The organism is Pseudomonas iridis (assembly GCF_017980685.1).
GTDB lineage: Bacteria > Pseudomonadota > Gammaproteobacteria > Pseudomonadales > Pseudomonadaceae > Aquipseudomonas > Aquipseudomonas iridis.
Window position 1 is genome coordinate 542,253 of sequence record NZ_JACXXO010000002.1, and the last position, 20,979, is coordinate 563,231.

General features: G+C 59.9%; 13 protein-coding genes. 8 read left to right on the forward strand and 5 right to left on the reverse strand.

What is annotated here, in order from left to right; all coding sequences use genetic code 11:
• Positions 1-148: 148 nt before the first annotated feature.
• The 3 genes from IEQ42_RS07295 to cbiE are packed head-to-tail and all read right to left on the reverse strand — an operon-like array spanning position 149 to position 3,175.
• Positions 149-877, reverse strand: coding sequence for a cobalt-precorrin-6A reductase (locus tag IEQ42_RS07295; RefSeq protein WP_210703047.1), 729 nt, complete (start codon positions 875-877; stop codon positions 149-151).
• Complete coding sequence (locus IEQ42_RS07300) at positions 874-1,971, reverse strand: cobalt-precorrin-5B (C(1))-methyltransferase (RefSeq protein WP_210703048.1); 1,098 nt, start codon at positions 1,969-1,971, stop codon at positions 874-876. Before IEQ42_RS07300 ends, IEQ42_RS07295 begins: the two co-directional genes overlap by 4 nt.
• Positions 1,964-3,175 carry a precorrin-6y C5,15-methyltransferase (decarboxylating) subunit CbiE gene (gene cbiE / locus IEQ42_RS07305; protein WP_210703049.1) on the reverse strand — a complete coding sequence of 404 codons (1,212 nt, stop codon included), beginning with the start codon at positions 3,173-3,175 and terminating at the stop codon, positions 1,964-1,966. Before cbiE ends, IEQ42_RS07300 begins: the two co-directional genes overlap by 8 nt.
• Before the next feature lie 132 nt (positions 3,176-3,307).
• Between cbiE and cobG the strand changes: the two genes are divergently transcribed.
• The 5 genes from cobG to IEQ42_RS07330 all read left to right on the forward strand — a co-directional run bounded on the left by cobG (position 3,308) and on the right by IEQ42_RS07330 (position 15,119).
• A complete protein-coding gene (gene cobG / locus IEQ42_RS07310; protein WP_332461526.1) occupies positions 3,308-4,621 on the forward strand; it encodes a precorrin-3B synthase in 1,314 nt (437 codons plus the stop codon).
• The gene (locus IEQ42_RS07315) at positions 4,614-5,240 is read left to right on the forward strand and encodes a precorrin-8X methylmutase (RefSeq protein WP_210703051.1); all 627 of its coding nucleotides are present in this window, start codon (positions 4,614-4,616) and stop codon (positions 5,238-5,240) included. The genes cobG and IEQ42_RS07315 overlap by 8 nt, the downstream gene beginning before the upstream one ends.
• On the forward strand, positions 5,237-5,971 hold the full coding sequence (locus tag IEQ42_RS07320; RefSeq protein WP_390896383.1) for a precorrin-2 C(20)-methyltransferase: 735 nt from the start codon (positions 5,237-5,239) through the stop codon (positions 5,969-5,971). Before IEQ42_RS07315 ends, IEQ42_RS07320 begins: the two co-directional genes overlap by 4 nt.
• Positions 5,971-7,671 carry a precorrin-3B C(17)-methyltransferase gene (gene cobJ, locus IEQ42_RS07325; RefSeq protein ID WP_210703052.1) on the forward strand — a complete coding sequence of 567 codons (1,701 nt, stop codon included), beginning with the start codon at positions 5,971-5,973 and terminating at the stop codon, positions 7,669-7,671. Before IEQ42_RS07320 ends, cobJ begins: the two co-directional genes overlap by 1 nt.
• 350 nt (positions 7,672-8,021) lie before the next feature.
• Positions 8,022-15,119: a TcdA/TcdB pore-forming domain-containing protein gene (locus IEQ42_RS07330; protein ID WP_210703053.1), complete on the forward strand. Its 7,098-nt coding sequence runs from the start codon at positions 8,022-8,024 to the stop codon at positions 15,117-15,119.
• A 56-nt stretch (positions 15,120-15,175) separates the two neighbouring features.
• On the opposite strand, the gene IEQ42_RS07335 is transcribed toward IEQ42_RS07330, so the two are convergent.
• Positions 15,176-15,769, reverse strand: coding sequence for a MarC family protein (locus tag IEQ42_RS07335; RefSeq protein WP_042557462.1), 594 nt, complete (start codon positions 15,767-15,769; stop codon positions 15,176-15,178).
• A gap of 231 nt (positions 15,770-16,000) precedes the next feature.
• Here IEQ42_RS07335 and IEQ42_RS07340 point away from each other — a divergent pair, with 231 nt between their 5' ends.
• The 3 genes from IEQ42_RS07340 to IEQ42_RS07350 are packed head-to-tail and all read left to right on the forward strand — an operon-like array spanning position 16,001 to position 18,185.
• On the forward strand, positions 16,001-16,789 hold the full coding sequence (locus IEQ42_RS07340; protein WP_210703054.1) for a hypothetical protein: 789 nt from the start codon (positions 16,001-16,003) through the stop codon (positions 16,787-16,789).
• 56 nt (positions 16,790-16,845) lie between these two features.
• Positions 16,846-17,559, forward strand: coding sequence for a hypothetical protein (locus IEQ42_RS07345; protein WP_210703055.1), 714 nt, complete (start codon positions 16,846-16,848; stop codon positions 17,557-17,559).
• Entirely contained in the window at positions 17,544-18,185 is a 642-nt protein-coding gene (locus tag IEQ42_RS07350) for a hypothetical protein (protein WP_210703056.1), read from the forward strand. Before IEQ42_RS07345 ends, IEQ42_RS07350 begins: the two co-directional genes overlap by 16 nt.
• 5 nt (positions 18,186-18,190) lie before the next feature.
• Here IEQ42_RS07350 and IEQ42_RS07355 read toward each other — a convergent pair whose 3' ends face one another.
• A complete protein-coding gene (locus tag IEQ42_RS07355; protein WP_042557466.1) occupies positions 18,191-20,965 on the reverse strand; it encodes a hybrid sensor histidine kinase/response regulator in 2,775 nt (924 codons plus the stop codon).
• Positions 20,966-20,979 lie beyond the last annotated feature (14 nt).

Here is a 20,979-nt window from a genome sequence, read left to right on the forward strand (position 1 = left end):
AGGGCTTAGATCATGGGGTGGCCAATCAGACGCCTTCGCGGGCAAGCCCGCTCCCACAGTGATCGATGGTGTCCTCGATTTTGTGAACGATGTTGGATCCTGTGGGAGCGGGCTTGCCCGCGAAGGCGTACTTGAGGTTTGCGGACAATTAGATCTGGTTAAAGGTCGCGAGGGCGGTGATGACTTCGTCGACCGAGGCAAACTCCCGATCAACCCCCGGCAACCCAGGCCGCTTCAACACAATCACCGGCACCCCACGCTCCCGCGCCACTTCCAGCTTCGGTTCGGTCGCCGTGCTGCCGCTGTTTTTGCTGATCAGCACATCAATCTGGCACCGCTCGAACAGCGCCCGTTCATCCTCAAGCACAAACGGCCCACGTGCGCCGATGACTTCGCAGCGTTCGTTACCGGGGTAAACGTCGAGGGCGCGCAGGGTCCAGAATTGTTCGGCGGGGATTTCGTCGAGGTGTTGCAACGGTTCGCGGCCCAAGGTGAACAGGGGGCGGCGAAACGGTTTGAGGGCGTCGATCAGTTCGGCCCAGTCGCTGACTTCACGCCAGTCATCACCGGGCTGCGGCTGCCACGCCGGACGGCGCAGGGCCCAGCAGGGGATGCCGGTCTGTTGCGCAGCGGTGACGGCGTTCTGGCTGATTTGTGCGGCATAGGGATGGGTAGCGTCGAGCAGCAGATCAACGCCTTCATCCCGAATGAACTGCGCCAGACCTTCAGCGCCACCGTAGCCACCGACGCGCACCTGACAGCGCAGATCGGTGGGCACACGACCAACCCCGGCCAGGCTGTAAATATGTTGCGGGTCGAGGGTACGGGCAATCGCCAGCGCCTCAGTCACGCCGCCCAACAACAGAGTCCGCTTCATGCAAAACCTCCGGCATGGCCAACGACGCCACCCTGACGATCTATCGCAAACACCTCGACCTGCACCTGCGCCGGCACCACGCTGCGAGCAAACTCCAACGCGTGACGACACACTTCATCTCCCAGTGCGATGCCCACCGCACTGGCCAACGCCAACGCCTGCTGGCTGGTATTCGCCTCACGAATATTCTGCTGCAAAGTCTCATTGGCGCCGATTGCCGCCGCCCAGTCGGCCAGTTGCGGCAGGTCAATGCTGGAATGGCGCGAGTGCAGATCCATGTGCCCGGCCGCCAGTTTGCTGATCTTGCCGAAACCGCCGCACAGGCTGAGTTTATCCACAGGCACTTTGCGCAAATGCTTGAGCACTGCGCCGACGAAGTCGCCCATTTCGATCAGGGCGATTTCCGGCAGGTTGTACACCCGGCGCATGGTGTCTTCGCTGGCGTTGCCGGTGCAGGCGGCGATGTGCAGATAGCCGTTGGTCTTGGCGACGTCGATGCCTTGATGAATCGAGGCGATGTACGCCGCGCAGGAAAATGGCCGGACGATGCCGCTGGTGCCGAGGATCGACAAGCCGCCGAGAATGCCCAGGCGCGGGTTCATGGTCTTCAGCGCGAGGGCTTCGCCGCCCTCGACGTTGACGGTGACCTCGAAGCCGCCGGCATAACCGGTCTCGGCCGCGAGCAGGCTCAAGTGGTCGCTGATCATCTTGCGCGGCACCGGATTGATCGCCGGTTCACCCACGGCCAGCACAAGTCCCGGACGGGTCACGGTGCCAACGCCCGCACCGGCATTGAAGCGAATCCCCGGTTCGGCCAATAGCCGCACCCGCGAATAGAGCAAGGCGCCGTGGGTCACGTCCGGGTCGTCGCCGGCGTCCTTGATCGTCCCGGCTTCGGCGCCGTCGTCGGTCAATCGGCAGAACTCCAGCCGCATCTGCACCTGTTTGCCCTTGGGCAAGATGATTTGCACGGCATCGGCGCAGGCTCCGCCAAGCAGCAGGCGGGCGGCGGCGAGGCTGGTGGCGGTGGCGCAGCTTCCGGTGGTCAGGCCGCTGCGCAGGGGCGCGGGTTGTTCGGCGGTTTCGTCACGCATCGAAAGGTTTGACCAGATCGAGCAAGGTGATCGGCAGCGCCTGGCGCCAGGTGTCGAACTCGCCGAGCGGCTGCGCTTGAGCGACATGAATGCGCGTCAGCTCGCCGCCGTAACGTTCGCGCCATTGCATCAGGGTGACTTCGCTTTGCAGGGTCACCGCGTTGGCGACCAGTCGGCCGCCGGGCTTGAGTTGCTCCCAGCAGGCCTCGAACACGCCTTCGCGGGTCACGCCACCGCCGATGAAAATGGCGTCCGGTCGCTCCAGTCCTGCCAATGCCTGCGGTGCTTTGCCACGAATCAATTGCAGCCCCGGCACACCCAGCGCATCGCGGTTGTGTTCGATCAATTGCTGCCGGCCGTCATCGGCTTCGATGGCCAGCGTGCGGCAGCTTGGGTGAGCGCGCATCCACTCGATGCCAATCGAACCACTGCCCGCGCCGACATCCCACAGCAGTTCGCCGGGAGTCGGCGCGAGGCGGGCGAGGGTGATCGCGCGCACGTCGCGTTTGGTCAGTTGGCCGTCATGCCGGAATGCCGAGTCGGGCAGGCCGGCGAGACGCGACAGCCGCGGGGTGTCGGCGTTGGCGCGGCATTCGATGGCGATCACGTTCAGATCGGCAATCGGCGGGTCGCACCAGTCATTGGCGCTGGCGTCGATGCGCCGCTCGGCGTCGCCGCCCAGATGTTCCAGCACGCTTATGCGGCTCGAACCAAAGCCGCGTTCACGCAGCAATTGCGCGACTGCCGCGGGACTGGCGCCGTCATTGCTCAGCAGCAACAGACGCACGCCGCTGAACAACTGCGCATTGAGCGCGGCCAGCGGACGGGCGACCAGCGACAGTGTCACGACGTCTTGTAACGGCCAGCCGAGGCGGGCGGCGGCCAGCGAGCAGGAGGATGGCGCGGGCAGGATCAGCATCTCGTCGCTCGGCAGTTGCCGCGCAAGGCTGGCGCCGACGCCGTAGAACATCGGGTCACCGCTGGCCAGTACGCACACCGCTGCACCGCGCTGCTCAAGCACTGGCGCCAGCGAAAACGGGCTCGGCCACAACTGCCGCTCGCCGCCAATGCACAGCGGCAACAAGTCCAGTTGGCGCTGACCGCCGACGATCCGCGAGGCGCCCATCAGGGCACGCCGGGCGTTTTTGCCCAGGCCCTTGAAGCCGTCTTCACTGATTCCCACAACCGTCAGCCAGGGTGACATCTATATTCCTCTAAACATGCCGTTCCGACGGGCAGTCTTTTCATGCCGCCGGACAAAGCAGGCATAATACCGCGCCTTCGCCCGCGAAGCGCCTTTCCCACGCAGCCGGTCAGCCCCTTGAACGAACGCCCGATGTCCACCGCCATACGCCCCTCGGCTTGCCCGGGGTTGCTGCGTATCGTCCAGGCACTGGACGGGGGCATCTGCCGGATCAAGCTCAATGGCGGTTCAATCAGCGCCGATCAGGCTGACGCGGTGGCCAATGCCGCCGAACAGTTCGCTGGCGGGGCGATTGAGGCGACCAATCGCGCCAACCTGCAAATCCGTGGCATCGGCCAGCAATCCGCTGCCCTGATCGACAGTTTGCTGGCTGCCGGACTCGGGCCGCGCACCGCCGCAGGCGATGATGTGCGCAATCTGATGCTCAGCCCAACCGCCGGGATCGACCGCCAGATGCGCTTCGACACCCGCGCACTCGCCGGGAAGATCCTCGACACGCTGCAAAGCCATCCACGTTTTCACGAGTTGAGCGCCAAGTTCGCCGTGCAACTCGATGGCGGTGAAGCGCTGGCGATGCTCGAACATCCCCACGACCTGTGGTTGTCGGCGTTCGAGCGCGATGGCGAGACGTTGCTGGCGTTCGGTCTGGCCGGGTGCCCGACTGATCGAGCGGTCGGGGCGGTGACGCTGGAAAATGGCCATGCGCTGGTGGTCGCGGTGCTGGAGCTGTTCCTCGAACTGGCGCGGCCCGAGCAAACGCGCATGCGCCATTTGCTCGATGAACTGCCGATGCTGGCGTTTCTTGAGCAGCTCCGAACACGCCTGCCGATCAAAGCGATCAGCGGTTGGCAGCGTCTGCCGGTTGCGGACGATCTGCACATCGGCCCTCATCCGCAAAACACCAACAACCTTGTCTACGTCGCAGGCGTGCCGCCACTCGGTCGCCTCGACCCGACCATGCTGCGCGGTGCAGCTCAACTGGCTCGTCGTTTCGGCGACGGCAGCCTGCGTTTCACGCCGTGGCAAAGCCTGCTGCTGCCGAACGTGACGCAGACCGACGTAAACCAGGTGATCGAAGGCCTCAAACAACTGCACCTGCTGACCGATGCCGCTGAGCCACTGTCGAGAATGATCGCCTGCACCGGCGCCAACGGCTGTGGCAAAGGCCTGGCCGACACCAAAAGCGATGCCCGTTTGCTGGCGACGCTGCTGCCGCAAGCGCAAAGCGTGCACCTGTCCGGTTGCACGCGTTCGTGCGCCGCCGCGCACTGTGCCCCGGCGACCTTGCTGGCCGTCAGTGCCGGTCAATACGACCTCTATTTTCGCGATGCAGCACAGCCGGGTTTCGGCACGCTGCACGCACGCAACCTTACTATTGAAGCGGCCGCGGCACTCCTTATCGATGCTTGCCCGACGCCCGCTCCCGGAGCCCCCCTTGATGCTTGATTACATCCGCGATGGTCAGGAGATCTATCGCAACTCCTTCGCGATCATTCGCAGCGAGGCCAATCTGGCGCGCATCCCCGCCGATCTGGAAAAACTCGCGGTGCGAGTCATTCACGCCTGCGGCATGGTCGAGGCCATCGACGGTCTGCAATTCTCTGAGGGTGCGGGCAAGGCCGGGCGTGCTGCGCTGGCCGCCGGTGCGCCGATCCTCTGCGATGCGCGAATGGTCTCCGAAGGGGTGACCCGCGCGCGCCTGCCGGCCAACAACGAAGTGATCTGCACCCTGCGCGACGACAGCGTGCCGGGGTTGGCACTCGAGCTTGGCAACACCCGCTCCGCCGCCGCGCTGGAACTGTGGCGCCCGCACCTGGAGGGCAGCGTCGTGGTGATCGGCAACGCGCCGACCGCGCTGTTTTATCTGCTGGAAATGCTCGATGCCGGCGCACCGAAGCCGGCGCTGATTCTCGGCTTCCCGGTGGGCTTCGTCGGTGCAGCAGAATCGAAAGCGGCGCTGGCCGCCGACAGCCGTGGCGTGCCGTTTGTGATCATGCAAGGTCGACTCGGCGGTAGCGCCATGGCGGCTGCGGCGGTCAACGCCCTCGCGACGGAGATCGAATGATGCAGGCCAAAGGACGTTTGATTGGCCTGGGCGTCGGCCCCGGTGATCCGGAACTGATCACCGTCAAGGCCTTGCGCCTGCTGCGCGAATCGCCGGTGGTGGCGTACTTCGTCGCCAAGGGCAAGAAGGGCAACGCGTTCGGCATCATCGAAGCGCACTTGCAGGACGCGCAGAATCTGCTGCCGCTGGTGTACCCGGTGACCACCGAAGCGCTGCCGGCGCCGCTGTCGTATGAACAGGTGATCAGTGATTTCTACGATGAAGCCGCCGAGACGATTGCGGCGCATCTGGACGCCGGCCGTGACGTGGCGGTGATCTGTGAAGGCGATCCGTTCTTCTACGGCTCCTACATGTATTTGCATGATCGACTGGCCACCCGCTATGAGGCGCAAGTGGTGCCGGGCGTTTGCTCGATGCTTGGCGGCGCATCGGTGCTGGGCGCGCCGTTGGTGTATCGCAATCAGAGTCTGTCGGTGCTCTCCGGCGTCTTGCCTCATGAAGAATTGAAGCGACGTCTGGCCGATGCCGACGCCGCAGTGATCATGAAGCTGGGACGCAATTTCCACAAAGTGCGGCAGGTGCTGGAAGAGCTCGGCCTGGCCGAGCGGGCGCTGTACGTCGAGCGTGCGACCATGGCCAATCAGAAGATCGTGCCGATCGACCAGGTCGAGCCGATGTCGTCGCCGTACTTCTCGCTGATCATCGTGCCCGGCGAACGGTGGCAAGGCTGATGACTTCATCCACTCCCGCGATTGTCATTCTTGGTCAGGGTAGCCTGGCCACTGCCCGGCGCATCCAGCAGGTGTATCCGGCGGCGCAGATCCACGGTCTCGCCGGCCGTGTCGAAGGCGCCGACTGCACGTATCAGGAATTCGGCGCGACCCTGCGCGAGTTGTACCAGCAGGCCACGCCGATCATTGCCCTGTGCGCAGCCGGCATTGTCATCCGCACACTGGCGCCGCTGTTGCTGGAGAAAGGCGCCGAGCCTGCGGTACTGGCCGTCGCCGAAGACGGCAGCGCCGTGGTGCCGCTGCTCGGTGGCCTTGGCGGGGTCAATGTCATGGCGCGGGAGATCGCTGCGGGGCTGCAAGTCGCGCCGGCGATCACCACCAGCGGCGAACTGCGCTTTGGCACCTGCCTGCTCAACCCTCCGAGCGGTTACGCGCTGGCGGATCTGGAGCTGGGTAAACGCTTCGTCTCCGATCTGCTGGCCGGGCATAGCGTGCGCATCGAAGGTGCGGCGCCGTGGCTGGATCAGGCGCAACTGCTGGAAGATCCACAGGCACAGCGCTCGATTCACGTCGGCAGTGCCGAGCGTGCGGCGAGTGCCAATGAGTTGCTGATCTATCCGCGCAGTGTGGCGGTGGCGGTGAGCGCTGACGTGGCGGATTTGCCGAGTGTGATTCGTGCGGCGTTGCAGCAGGCGAACGTCGCGGTTCAGGCGCTGGCTTGCCTGGTGGCGGCTGATACCGCGATGGCTTCGGCGGACCTGCGCGAAGCCGCACTTGAGCTGAATGTGCCGTTGCGGTTTGTCACGGCGCAAAGCGACATCGGCGCACTGGCGCGCGTGGCGGTGCCAGAAGCCAGAATCATTGAGCAAAACGGCCTGGCCATTGCTGTCGCCGAGCAGCCACTGGACGTCGCACACATCGGTCGCCCGCGCGGTCGTCTCGCGGTGATCGGCCTTGGCCCCGGCGCTGCCGAACTGATGGTGCCCGCGGTAAAAGCGGAACTGGCTCGCGCCACCGACGTGCTCGGCTATGAAACCTACGTGCGCATGGCCGGCCCGTTCCGCGACGATCAAGTGCAGCATTGCACCGACAACCGCGAAGAAATGCAGCGCGCCCGCCACGCCTTCAGACTGGCGGCCGAGGGCCGTTCGGTGATCGTGGTGTCGTCCGGCGATCCGGGCGTATTCGCCATGGCGGCGGCGGTGCTCGAAGCGTTGCACGAGTCGGATGATCCGGCGTGGCACCGTGTCGATCTGGAAATTCTCCCGGGCGTCTCAGCGTCCCTCGCCACCGCTGCCCAGGCAGGCGCGCCGCTGGGCCATGATTTCTGTGTGATGTCGCTGTCGGACAACCTCAAACCGTGGTCGATCATCGAGAAGCGTCTCGACCTGGCCGCGCAAGCGGATCTGGCGCTCGCGTTCTACAACCCGATCTCACGCGCCCGTCCGTGGCAACTGGGGCGGGCCCTGGAAATCGTCGCGCAACATCGCACACCGCAAACCCCGGTGGTGCTGGGGCGTGACATCGGCCGGCCGGGGCAGACCCTGCGCACCACGACTCTCGGCGCCTTGACGCCGGACCAGGTGGACATGCGCACCATGGTGTTGATCGGCTCCTCCACTACTTGCACTTTTGCCCGCGCCAGCGGAGGGAAATGGGTGTATACGCCTCGTTGGTATGGTGAAAAGCCGATTGCCTGACAATTCACTCATTGATCGGCCAAGGAAGTTGTAAGTAACTTCAAGTTGGCGTGACATTGAGTTAATCCTTCGCATTTAAAGTGTGATAGCAAAAACAAGGCTGCGACCCTTTCGGGTTCGCGGCCTTGTGTGTTTTCAGGCAGAAAACAAGCGCTGGACTTGTTGCTAAATCATGCAGTTGTGCACTTTGAATGTTGTTCGATGTTTCGCGTGACACTGGTTGAGTTTCTTTCTGGTTTGAGTGCGCCCTGTTTAAACAATAGTTTTATTTGATGTTCTAACTATTGACTCAAGGATGAATGCAGATGGGCGCTAGGGAAAGTTATGCAAGCACGAACGGATTTATTTCGGTGGAGGATTTTTCAGTACTGCAACTCGCATTGATCGAGTTTGCCGATTCAGCGGAATACGCGATGCTGAATGCGCATCATGAAGTTGCCATTAAAACCGTTGATGCTGCCGAAAAGCTGCTGGCGGTGAAGTTGTTTCAGGAAAAACTGGGATCACTATTAAGCCGCAGTAAACCGTCCGCCCCTGTGGCGATCAATCGGATTCAAGGCGGGTTGAAAGAATATATTGCGCGACTTTCGGCGACGGTGGAGATCCTTTCCGGAGCGGCAACACCGGTACCGAACATCATGCATTTCGTATGGGTGGGCGGCAGTGAAGTGGGTGCGATCCAGCGTGACTACATGAATATCTGGCGCGAAGTGCTCAAGCCTGAGCAGTACCGGTTGAATCTCTGGTACGACAGCGACGCCTTGCTTGCTTTTGAAATGAATCGGGTGATTCTCGACAGCGCACGTGTTGATGCGATGGAGTCGGGAGGCGCTCTGGCCGGGCAACCTAGCGAACTGGCCCGAATGATCGAGGATCGCGCGCGCGTGTTGAAGCACCAGATGTTCGCGTACATCGAACAACCGCAATGGCGCGGCAGGGCGGATGAGGCCCGTATTGACCTGATGGTGCGGGCGTATGGCAAGGATCGCGCGACGCTTGAGGCCTTTCGCCAGAAGTGTCTGGCTTCGCATCAGGCCATGGCGGGACCGGATCTGGATTTGCGCGACGTGCGTCAGGCGTTCGCCGGACACTTTTTACAGGACGTCTATCAGCGCGAAGTGGCCATGCGCGGCAACTTCGCGGCGGCCAGTGATGTGGTGCGTTTGCAGGCCGTGCACCTGGAGGGTGGCCGTTACAGTGACATGGATTACTTGCCACCGCTGGCCGACAAGTTGGGTGGCGTGGATATCAGTGGTTTCAATGGAGAACAGCGATTTGCGGTTCTTAAACTTTTACTGGATCACAATGAAGCGCTGATGCCGGGTCGCGATGCGCTTCGTTACGAAGGCATCAGCGGAGAGATTCCTGCCCGGCATGTAGAGGCGTTAACTGCATTTGCGCGCAGCAAACCGCGTGCTCTGGATATTTTTGTTGCGCCACGGGACAAGGGGGTTCCTCGGCAAGCCATTCGCTTGGGGACTGCACACAGCGACCCTTCGAGGGGGGAAATGAATGCGCATATGTTGGCCCATCCTGGTAGTGGTATGACCCGCTCCATCATGGAGGTCATACGGGTCAACTACGACTGTCTCACCGAAGTCGAACGGCGGATGGGTGCAGCAGGCGCGGGATGGGGGGAGAAAGCACGGCTGAATAAAGTCATCGCCGATGTAATGGAAGAAAAAGCCGCACGCGTCATCGCACTGTCGCACGCGGATGAGTTGTATCTGCCCCGGCTGGAACTGGCGATTCTTCAGTATTACTCAGACGGGATTCGTCCCGAATCACGCGGCACGATTGTATTGAGCGGTCCGAGTGCTGCCAGTGCAGGGCTCGGTAAGTATGCGGCCACCCATCTTCAACTTGCTCAATGGCTGGCCGTGCGCGACAAACTCAAGTTGACGCAGGGCTACAACGTATTTACCGAAGAGGAGCTCGTTAGCGGCTGGACGGTAAACGGTACCGAGGAGGACTGGTTAATAAAAGAAGTGGAAAAATGGCAAACCGGCAAACTAAAGTCGCGTTACGCCGGCCAACTGGCTGACCTGTTGAAGCAACACACCCTGACGTTCAAGCAAGGTTGGCCGGTGATTGAAGGCAAACCCGTGTTGTTGACTTCGGTATTACAAACGTTGATGGATGAACTGGGCGGCTCCTTCATTCGCGTGATGAAGGATAAGTTGAGCGGTGATTTCACCTTTGATACAGCCTTCTCCATAGATTTTGAAACGCGGCAGCAAATCATCGCTCAACCCGACAACCAGATTCCCGCTTCCCATGGCGTCGAGCCCACCAGCAACCTTAATGAACTGTTCACTCACGTCGCCCACGGCTCGCTCAACCCTGAGCACCTGAGCCCGATGCTGCGCGTGATACTGGGCGGCATCTTCGGCGCTACAAGCCTGGATGACGCCGGGTTCGCCGGTGTTTGGCAGCAAGTCTCGGATATCGCGCACGCAACCACGCAAGACGGTCTGTTCGACCGCTACAACGCCATCGAGAACGCCGTGCGCCAGCGCCAGTCAGCAGTCAACGAAACCGCCTCGGCGCTGGGTGGCCTGCCTGACAGCCACACTTCGCGGGAGCTCAAGGTGATCGCCTTGACCGAACCGTTGACGCTTGACAGGTGGCGTCAACGCGTTGAGCAGATCAACCGCACCGCGCGACGTGAATATCACGCGCAAATCCTCAAGCGCGGCGGGCAGGTGCGTAATCTGTTTTTCAAGGCGGGTGCCATTTCCACCCGGCAGATGCCGCAGGATTTGCTGATGAACACTGCAGGCGATCCGGGGCGCCGCTGCTATCCGCTGGCGCTGCTGACTGCGTCGGCACTCGCTCAGGGCGAGTCGGCCGAGCGTGCACTGATCGGGCGTGTGGCCAACGCCGGCAAGACACCCGATGACGCTGATTCCCGGGCCTTGCTGCTGGCGCTGGATGAGCTGCATCAGACGCCAGTCACCGATCACGGAACCGCGCACGGCCTGCTCGGGGTTGAGGGTGTCGTGCAGATGCTGCAAGCGAAAACGGCACCCGCCGTCATGCTGCTTGATACCGGTAATCACGCGCTGCTGGTGGCCAAAGTCATGCAGGGCGACACGCCGGTTTTTCGTTTTTACGACCCCAACTTCGCGATTTTCGGTTTCGCCGGGGCACCAGAACTGACCTTGGGCATGGCGCTCTACTTGAGCGCCGGAAAGAGCGCGATGGCCAGGCTTTACGGTCTGGACGACATCGCCAAAGCACAATTCAACGTGATCGAACTGAATACCACGAAGATAGCCGACACCGTGCTTTCTTCTAATCTGCGGCTCGACAGCTTTCTGCAAAGTGCGGCGATTACGGATGTTCAAGGTGTTTCGGTATGGGGAAAACAGGCGCTCGGGCGCGCCCGCTCCTTGAATGAAAATGCTCGAATGGGGGCCAGTCTGACGCAGCTGGATGCTCGTTACTGGACGCAGGAATTTGCCCAGGCCACTGACCTTCTGCGTGCCGAGTACAAACTGGGACGTGAATATCTGCCGTTGCTGGACACCGTCGAAAAAACGCCGGAGGCGGGTTACTCGTTGACCATGGCTGACGTTCTCCAGCCGCAGAACACACTCAAGGTTTCCACCAGCGACGCGCGGTTCAGCAAGCTCAGGCATCACCTTCAGCGTCTGGCAAAAAACCTGGCCGGTGAGGCCACTCATGCGGGTGAAGCCGACGGCGGGAGTCGCTTGAGTTTCGCCTTTGCGATTCAGACGCTGATTACCGAAATGCGCCAGCGCGATTACCAGAGCGGTGAAGGACAGATGCCGACATTGGCGATTGCCCTTCAGGTTCAGGTGTATGTGAACTACGCACAACTGGGTTTTGGCGTGGTCAGCGATGCGGTGCAGATCGCCCGGCTGGTGCAGCAGGTGTCGACCGCCGAACAGGCGCTGAAACAGACCTCGGTTTCGGGACGTTTGGCCGGTCGTGCTGCCACTGGCGTCGGTTTCCTGTTCTCCCTGGCGAATATCGGGTTCGATATTTACAACCTGTCGATTGCCGAAAACCATGAGCAGCGATCGCGGTTTTCCACCTCGCTGGCCTTCAACGTAGCGGCACTGGGCCTGGATATCGTTGCGCTGGCTGCCGGTGGCGTCGCTGGCGGGGTAGCCGCTTTCCTGTCTGTACCTTTGCTCGGTATCGGCATCGGCGTGACAGCCATCGCCAGCAATCTGGGGCAGATCCGGGACAAGGCCACGGCTGTCGGCAACCATCTGCGCGATATCCAGAATGCTTACACGCCTGGAGCCTATACGCTTGAACACGGGGTTCTACAGTTCCCGGCCGAGGCGGTCATCACGCGACTTGATCTGCAAGGTAATCAAGTCCGGTTCAGCAGCCAGAGTTTTTACCCGTGGGTGGGCGGTCCTCTGGAGTTGCCGCAATACACCAGTGCCGCACAGCATATGCACCGCGCCATCAACATTCGGGAGGCTTTGGAACTGCCCGCAGTCATGACGCTCGACAAGGGGCGAGCCGCCGATCGCCATACGGTCGTGCTGCCGTGTACGCCTGTCTGCTTTTACGGATACGAGTATCAACTGGGGGGCACGGGACACGAGTATGTGCCAAAGCCAGGAGAGGTGGTTGCGCCGCGAGCAGCGAGTGAGGCCCCCGGGCCGCAGTGGTATTCATACCTCTCGCCTCTTGCTGCGGCCATCGAAGCGATTGCCGACAGCTTCAACGATGGCATCTATACCCGCTATCCCCAATTACGCAACAGTGCCGCTTACAAGCTGGAGTACGACAAACAAGGTAATCAACGGTTTTACCTGTACAGCACGCCATCGCTGAAACACATCCTCTACAAACTGCTACCGGTCCATAAGCCGACAAACATAGAAGTGCAGCTGGATGACCATGTCCGTCAGTTGGTCGTCCCGCAGTTGCCGAAGGAGTGGAAGCAGTGCATTTCCTACGAGATCTTCAGCCACTCACCAGGCCCCCGTCAGCTCTGGCTGACGCCGGGCCTTGTTGCGGTTTCCCTACACAACTATGCGGCGACGCAGTGGATACTTCATGCACCGTGGGCCAGCGAAAAAAGCGTTCGCTTTGACGGCGCGTCGCTCAACGTCGACGGGATTCGCATCGACGGTCATGTGGATTTCATCGAGCTGGCGAACGGTGAATTGTTCCGTCTCGACTGGAAGGCCGTGCGGCTGATCCTGGTGTCCATCAGGCTGGAGCATCCCACTGGCTTGGCCAATGCTTCTTCATTGCACATTTCGATAGGCAGAGAAACCTCGCAGGCAGCGGTGCTGGCGCGGATTCGAATGCTGGTGGCAGAACAACGCGTGGCCACCGCTTATGTGCCATTGAACAAGTTCAGGGTGCCGCTGAGCGCGGCAAACCAGCCGGTGTTCGTCACTGCTTACTATGACGTGGCGAACGCCCGGTTGCTGTATGCACGCAACCTGCCTGAGGCAATCAACGATGGCGTGATACTGGCGGCAGTCGATGCCGTGCACGCCTGGTTCTATCACCCCGAGCATGCAACGGTCTGGCGCGTCGACGTGATCACCGGCACGGTCAACCATCGCTACCGGTTGCTGAATCCCGCCAGTGGCTCAAGGATTATCGGTTGTGAACAGACTGTCGGCGGCATTCGGGTGCGGCAAACGATGCTTGCGGTCGACAGCGGCGTAGAGAGCGGTTTTGAATATTTTCTGACTGAGTCCTCGGTAACGCTTGAGTGCATCAACACTTCGGCTGCCTGGGGCGATTACACACCGCGTCGGCCGGCCAGTTACTGGCGCTCATTGGTTGATCGCTTCAAAATGCCGCGTGACTACGCCGACAGCACCTCCGGCATGGCGGCGAGCGTGGGCATGTGGCGGCCCGCTCAGTTTGTGCAGATACGCAGTCAGGTCCAGCAAGCGGTTCGAGATATCGGCTGGATTCGTCTGGCCGACGGTCTGTATTTCCAGCCAGACCGTGCCAGTGGCCTCGATCTGGATACGAAGATGCTGGTCTGGGATGCAGGTCTGGGCGATCTCCCGCTGTTCTACAGCAAAAGCGCCGGACTGCTGCAGCGGGGGGCCGGAACGGATGACTCGCAAGTTATCGCAACCGACGTCATCGATGTGAGCCAATTCGCCCAGCGTTTCATCGCCACCCGGGAGGACGGTCTGTCGTTCGAGGTCGACAAGCAAGGCTTGATGAAGTTTGTGGGCGTCGGGACGCACTGGTTGCAGATGCAGACGGATTGGCTCGCCGCTTTACCGGCGCTTGCCGAAACGTGGAAAGCGGCGCCGTTCTCGATCAATGGGCTGAGCAATGTCGGCGACACACATTCGCTGGCGATGTGGTGCATCGACGACACGTTCTTGCTCGTCAAAATCGCTGGTGCCACGGAGCTGAATCTGGTTGGACTGACCCCAGACAAACAGGCCGCATGGTTGCTGGATACCTGGGGACAACTCTATCGCCAGCCTCTGATGAACATCGAGGCGCTGCGTCGGGCGTTTGCCGATGGCAGTCGCCTGTTACATCCGGAGCATTTGCCAGATGCGGAAAAGGTCTGGTCGCAATGGTCCTTTACCCAAGTGCTGATGGACGGCCGAGGCCTGCTCGGGCAAACCCGCGAGGGCGTCAATCTGGAACTGATAGATCAGCAGCCTGCACGCATTATCAGTTTCGAAAACAAATGGCCGGATGTGGCCGGCCAACGTCCCGAACAGTTGCAGGAGCGCTTGCGAGCACTATTGAACAAGCAAAACCACGCACCGTTCCTGCCAGTCAAACGCCATGCGGATCGCTACACGTACTACGTGCCGCAACTGGACCGGCTGTTCGATGTTAGCGGTCGCGCCGACGGGCAGTGGGCGGTGTTTCTGGGGAATCGCGATGAGTCGGTGCCGCTGCTGTACGATCCTGTGGACGGCTTGATTTTCAGCCGTGGTGCGCAGAAGGACATCTGGCTGGCGGGCAGTTACGCACAGCGTGAAGGGGAGTTGCTGTCGCTTGAAGTGAGTGGCGAGGTCAGCGATCTCGTGGCGCTGCTGCCGGACGGGATCAACACGTTGGTACTGGCTTTCGGTGCGCAGACGTCAAGCTACCGGATCTCGGATGACGCGTGGCGGCGTCTGGATTGCATTGTGGTTGATAGTCGCCGGCCATCAGCCCGGCAAGTCGCCGGCGAAGGTACGCTGGTGCTGGACATGGCTGGCAATGAGCGCCTGCTGATGTCGCAGGTTGATGGGCAACTGGTGTTCACCGATCCGGACAACGCACACAGTCTGATCTTGCGACATGTCATACCCGAAGAGGGCAAACCGGGCATGTCGATGCAGATCAGCGTCAAAGTTGCAGACGAGCATTGCGCATTCCCGGTCGAACAATGGCTGAGCGCCATTTCACAAACCAAAAATGACCAAGGGGTTGCCACGCTCAAAGCAGTCGTTGAAAAGATCGGCTGAAATATCACGGCAAACTGAACGCGAAGGGTCGTGAGCGAATCAGCTCACGACCCTTTTTACCCCAGATAACCCTTGATCCCGGTAAAGATGATCTGCGCCGCCAGTGCGCACACAAACAGTCCCATCAAACGACTGACAATCTGCAAACCCTGATCGCCGAGAATCCGCTCGATGCGGTTCGACAGGTACAGCACCACGCCGACGGTGAAGCTGGCCAGCGCAATGCTCACGATCGCCGTGAGCTTGTCGTCCCAGTGTGGCTGGCTGACGCCCATCACCAACAAGGCGCCGATAGTGCCGGGGCCGACGGTCAGCGGAATGGTCAACGGCACGATGGTCACATCCTGCTGCACATTGTCGGTTTGCACCACCGACTTGCCTTGCGCCATGCCCAGCGCCGAGATGAACAGCACGCTGCCGGCACCGATCCTGAACGCGTCCACGGTGATGCCGAACACGTCGAAGATCACTCGCCCGAACAAATACAGCAGGACGCTGGAAACCAGGGTGGCGATCGCCACTTTCCACGCCAGGCGCCGTTGCTCCTTGCGCGAATAACCACGGGTCAGACTGATAAAGCAGGACAACACGAAGAACGGGCTGTAGAGCACCAGCATCTTCAGGTAAACGCTGAATAACACGTGGAGCATGGTTTTGGCTCACGACAGGAGAGTGTGGGAATGGAGTCTATCAGTCGTTCAGGTTTTTGTCGGTAGCGACTTTTTAAAGTGTTTTGAGTTGCTGTTGTTTGGTGGTTAGTTGTCGTTTTTGTTTGCTGACGATTATGTTACATGTTCAGGTTTGTATGTTCTTGATTGGCTGGTTATGGTTGCTCTCGCAAGTTCATGAGGATTTGTTTTAATAATGATAAGGAGATTGTGATGAGTAATCAGGTAATGCAGAAAGCGTTTGTCGAGAAATGTCTGAGTGATATTCAACAATATGATGTTGGTGACATGCCTGCTATTCGTAGCCGCAGTTTTTCACCGGGCGATACTGTTGTAGTGCCGGAAAAAGGCTCTATCGTTGGTGAAGGTATTTTGACCTTTACGGGTTATCTCAGTGAAGTAAATCGAACCGACGCACAAAATGCCTATCTTTTTGCAAGCTTGGTAGCGAACAAAAAGTATCCGCGGGAAGACCAGGGGCAGGATTGGTACTTGTTGTTCCGTGACGTGATGAACAAAGCGGGCTGGACGGCTACCAGCATCTATTACAATAACCTCGAAGTCGGCGGTACCAGTGTCCGTATGGACAAACTGGTACTGGAAATTCTAGGTTCGGTTATCTCGGGTCTGGCATTGCCCGGTCCGACTAGCGCATTGATGCTGAAAGTGGCAACCGATGCAATTGCAGCACTGAGCAAACGTGAGACCGCCTTAACGCTGTATGAGCGAAATCTTCTGAATAACGGCGTGGGTGGTATCTCGACCGGAGCCTGCACCGAAGTGAATGGTGTGCCCTTGATGGCTGTCGGTGCAGTTCGTTTTCAGCGCCGGAATAGGTCGGACAAAGTGCTGTTCGTCGATGTGGATGTTCGCAACGTGAAAATGTATCGGGGCGAGACCGTATTTGAAAAAAATACGGATGTCGCCAATGCGACTCGCGACTATATACGCACCAAGTTGGGCCTGAATGCACTTTCTAAAATCGAAGAGTTCGAGATTTAACCGGTGCTGGAAGGGCGGTCGATGTCGGCTGCCCTTTTTATATTCAGGAGGGTGACATGGACGACGAATATTTGACGATGGTGGTGGGAAATTCCATTGTACTTGTGCCGGAAGTTGATGGTGCGGCGGCTTACGATGATCTGATCAATTCGATCTTGCTTGCACAACTGGTGGCTAATAAAAAGATTGAAACAACGCCTGGGTTAATTTGGTATGGCGCCTATATGGAAGTTCTCGATGCGTACTGGTTACGTCCAAAAAAAGCGAATCAGACGTGGGGGTTCAGACACAACACAGAAGAACTCGTGCCAAATGCGTTTACCGCTATGTTGACTCACGGTGCATTAGGTGACGCCCATACAATCGCTGCGGTTCTGGCACGAGTTGCAAAGTTACCGGACGAAGAGCCGGCGCTCCAACTGCTGCGAAGTCACATGCAAACATTAGTTGAGCCTGCGCCAGCCAAAGTGTCAGCTCCGCTGACGAGTGTACGGTTGCTGGTGATAGACGCGAAATCTCCCACCTCGATTACCAGTGCGTATGTCGAGTTCAAGACGCGAAAGGTATTGAGCCCCAATCCATTCCAGCAGTCGTATCAATCTAATGATTTGCACGGTTTGGTTCACGTGCATCACGCGTGTGAAACCCTTGTCGAACAGCTCTACGGTCCTGTGCGTGCGGCGATTGCTGTAAAAGTAAGGGACAGGCTTGCGGGCAATGTTGCGACGTTGACCCTGCCAACGGAGGTGAAGCCATGTCGGATTCCATGACACCGCAGGCCGCCGTGGTGGGCGCCAGTGTTGTGGCATTCGCCAGCGGTGTGCCGACGCCCCACCGAGATGACATCTACATGAGCACCGCTCATGCACAAATGGCGACACGCGCGGCAATTGAGGACGGGCTATCGACTGACTGGTTTGAGTACTACTGCAAGGTACTCAGGTTTATCGGTTGGGATGTGCCGAAACCACAGGCCCTGACGCCATCACGCAACAGTCTGATGGCCGGCCAGGCGACGCAACGGATCTCAACCATCATGGGCGAGGAATTTTCCGAGCCAATGCGTCGTGCGCTGATGGCAATTGAGCGTAATACCCTGGCGCTCAAACGGTTCGAGTCCACGAGCATTCGTGGCGATGCCGGTTACTTTCAGATAATTCCCTGCGTCATGAGCGGCCCGAACAAGGTCGAGATAGGCATCTATCATCGTCAGTTCAGCATCAGGCGACAGGTCTCAGGATTTCTGTTTGGCGAAGACGAGACTCTGATCCACAACAGCGTCGAACAGATCGCCGCTATCACGTTCAACACCCTTCATTACGCTCAGTTTCGGGAAAGGGTCAAAAAGTCGGTGCTGACTGGCTCGCTCAACTACCTGAGCAGTCTGGAGATCTGAGCGAATCAGAAGGTCGACGCCGTGCGGTTCTGTTGATCACGTTGGGCCACCCAATGCTCGATCAACTCGCGCAATTGCGACAGCTCGACCGGTTTGGACATGTGTCCGTCCATTCCGGCCTGGCGTGCGCGCTCCTTGTGCTCGGCGAGAATGTGCGCGGTCAACGCAACGATCGGCGTGCGGATGCGTTGGTTGCTGACTTCCCACGCGCGCAATTGCTGAGTTGCGGAGAAACCGTCGAGGATTGGCATCTCGCAGTCCATCAACACCAGGTCGTAACGCTGGGCTTTCATCGCTTGCAGTGCTTCTTCGCCGTTGCTGGCGGTGTCGGGTTGCAGATTGAGCTTGCCGAGCATGCCGCGAATCACTTTGGTCGAAATCGTATTGTCTTCGGCAACGAGGATGCGGAAGTCGCTCGGCACTTTAGCCACGGTGGCCGCGGTCACCACTTGCGGCTGGAACACCACCTGGCCTTTGTTGCGCTGGTTGAGTTCGTCCGCGAGGGTGGTCTTGAGCGTATACCCGGCCACCGGTTTGGCCAGAATCCTTTTGATCCCCGAGTTACGCGCGATGATCTTGCTCGGCGCGTTGCTGATGCCGGTGAGCATGATCAACAGGATGTCGTGGTTCAGGCTCGGGTCTTCCTTGATCTTGGCCGCCAGTTGCATGCCGGTCATGCCGGGCATGTTCTGATCGAGCAGGACCACATCGAAGTAATCACGCAGGTGCGCCTTGGTGCGTAGCAGCGCCAGCGCTTCCTTGCCCGACGGCACGGCGCTGACGTTCAGGCCCCAGGCACTGCATTGCTGCACCAGCACTTTGCGACAGGTGTCGTTGTCATCGACCACCAGCACCCGCGCGCCTTGCAACGGGCTGTCGAGGTCGGAGGTCGGGTGTTCAAGGCGATCCGGGTCCAGCGGCAGCGTCAGCCACAAGGTGCTGCCCTGATTGGTGCCGCTTTTGATGCCGAATTCACCCTGCATCAACCGGATCAGTTGCCGCGCGATCACCAGGCCCAGATTGCCACCCAGACGATTGGCCGAAAGGAAATGCTTGCTGTGCAACTCGGCGTGCATCAGCGCGTCACGCTCCTCCTGCTCCATCGGCTGACCGCTGTCCTGCACGGCGATGCGCAGGCGCGGTTTGCTGCTGCGCTCATCGAGGGCGACCACGATCAGCACTTCGCCCTCGTCGGTTTTTTTCAGGGCGTTTTCCAGCAGACTCAGCAGGGTCTGGCGCAGACGGGTCGGGTCGCCGCTGATCACCCGCGGCACTTGCGGCTGAATGAAGCTGATCAGTTCGACGTTCTGCTGTTCGGCCTTGGCGCGGTAGATGCTCAGGCAGTCATCGATCAACGCGTTGAGATCGAACTGCACGTCGTCCAGTTCGATCTGCCCTGATTCGAGTTTGGAGATGTCGAGAATCTCGTTGATCAATGTCAGCAGTTCGTTGCCGGCGCTGTGGATGGTCTGCACGTAATCGCGCTGTTTGACCGACAACGGGGTACCGAGCAGCAACTCGGTCATGCCCAGCACGCCGTTCATCGGCGTGCGAATCTCGTGGCTGATCTTGGCGAGGAATTCGGCTTTGGCGTTGATCTCGGCGTTGCTTGCGGCGAGGTCGCGACTGATGCTGAAACGGCTTTCGGTGATGCTGCGTTGACGCTCGCCCAGCGCAATGCTCATCAACAGCCCGCTGATGCAGATAAACACCATCAACGTCATGATCAGGCCTTGCGGCGCGACCAGTGTCAGGCCCAGCAATGCCGGAAGAATGATCAGCGTACCGATGTTGAACACCACCATGGCAGCAACAAACAACCGCGCCGGGCGGTAGCCCTTCTGCCAGTGATAGAACGCGACAAACAACATGCTCAGGCCGGCGAGTGCCACCAGCGCGTAAGTGATGATGTTCAGTGGCAAGGTGTTGACGAACAACAGCAGCAAGCTGCACGTCACGATGAACAGAATGTCGCCCAGCAACAGTTTGTTCAGCGGATGCGGGCCCAGCGGGGCGAAGAAGCGCAGGGCAAACATCAAACCGGCCGGCGCGGTCAGCAGCAACGCGAGATAAGCCCCGGGCGTCTGGATCGCATGCCAGTTCGGCAGCCAGGGGCCGGCGAGGTTGAGCAACAGCAACAGGCTGAGCCCCAACAGACCCTCGCAGATCGCCAGCCACAGGCTGCTGCGTGAGCGGGAGTAGGCGTAGCGCACGAGATTGTGCAGCAACAGCATGGCGAGGCAGCCGAACAGCAGGCCGAAGATCAGTGTCTGGTTCTGGTCGGCTGCGCTCATGACCGCCGATTGCAGGGTGATGTGCGGGCGTAACTGATGGTCGGAAACCAGCCGCACGTAGACGTCGAGAGGCTTGCTGCTTTGCGGCAGCGGCAGCATGAAGTCGCTGCTCGGTAGCGGCCGTTCAGCCTGGGGCTGGTCGGTGCCGGTGTTGCGTTGCTCGATCAGTTGGTCGCCGTCGAGCACGTACAGATTGAGGTGTGACAGGTCCGGGGCGAAGATCCGCAGCACTTGTTCGTGCTTGCCGGGCGCGAGCCTGAAGCGCAGCCACAGTGCTCCCTCGGGCTCGGCCGCGGTGAGGCGGTCAAGGTCGATGGGGCTGAATTGGTTGGTGTAACGGGCTGAGCGGATATCGCTCAGTTGCAGATTGCCCAGATCGTCGAGCAATACCGACCAGCCACTGCCTTGCGTGGCCTGGGCCGGGAGCATGCAGAGCAAGGTCAGCAACGTGACGGTGAAGCTTATGGCAATCCTGAGCCAGCGCACGGCGAAATCCCTTC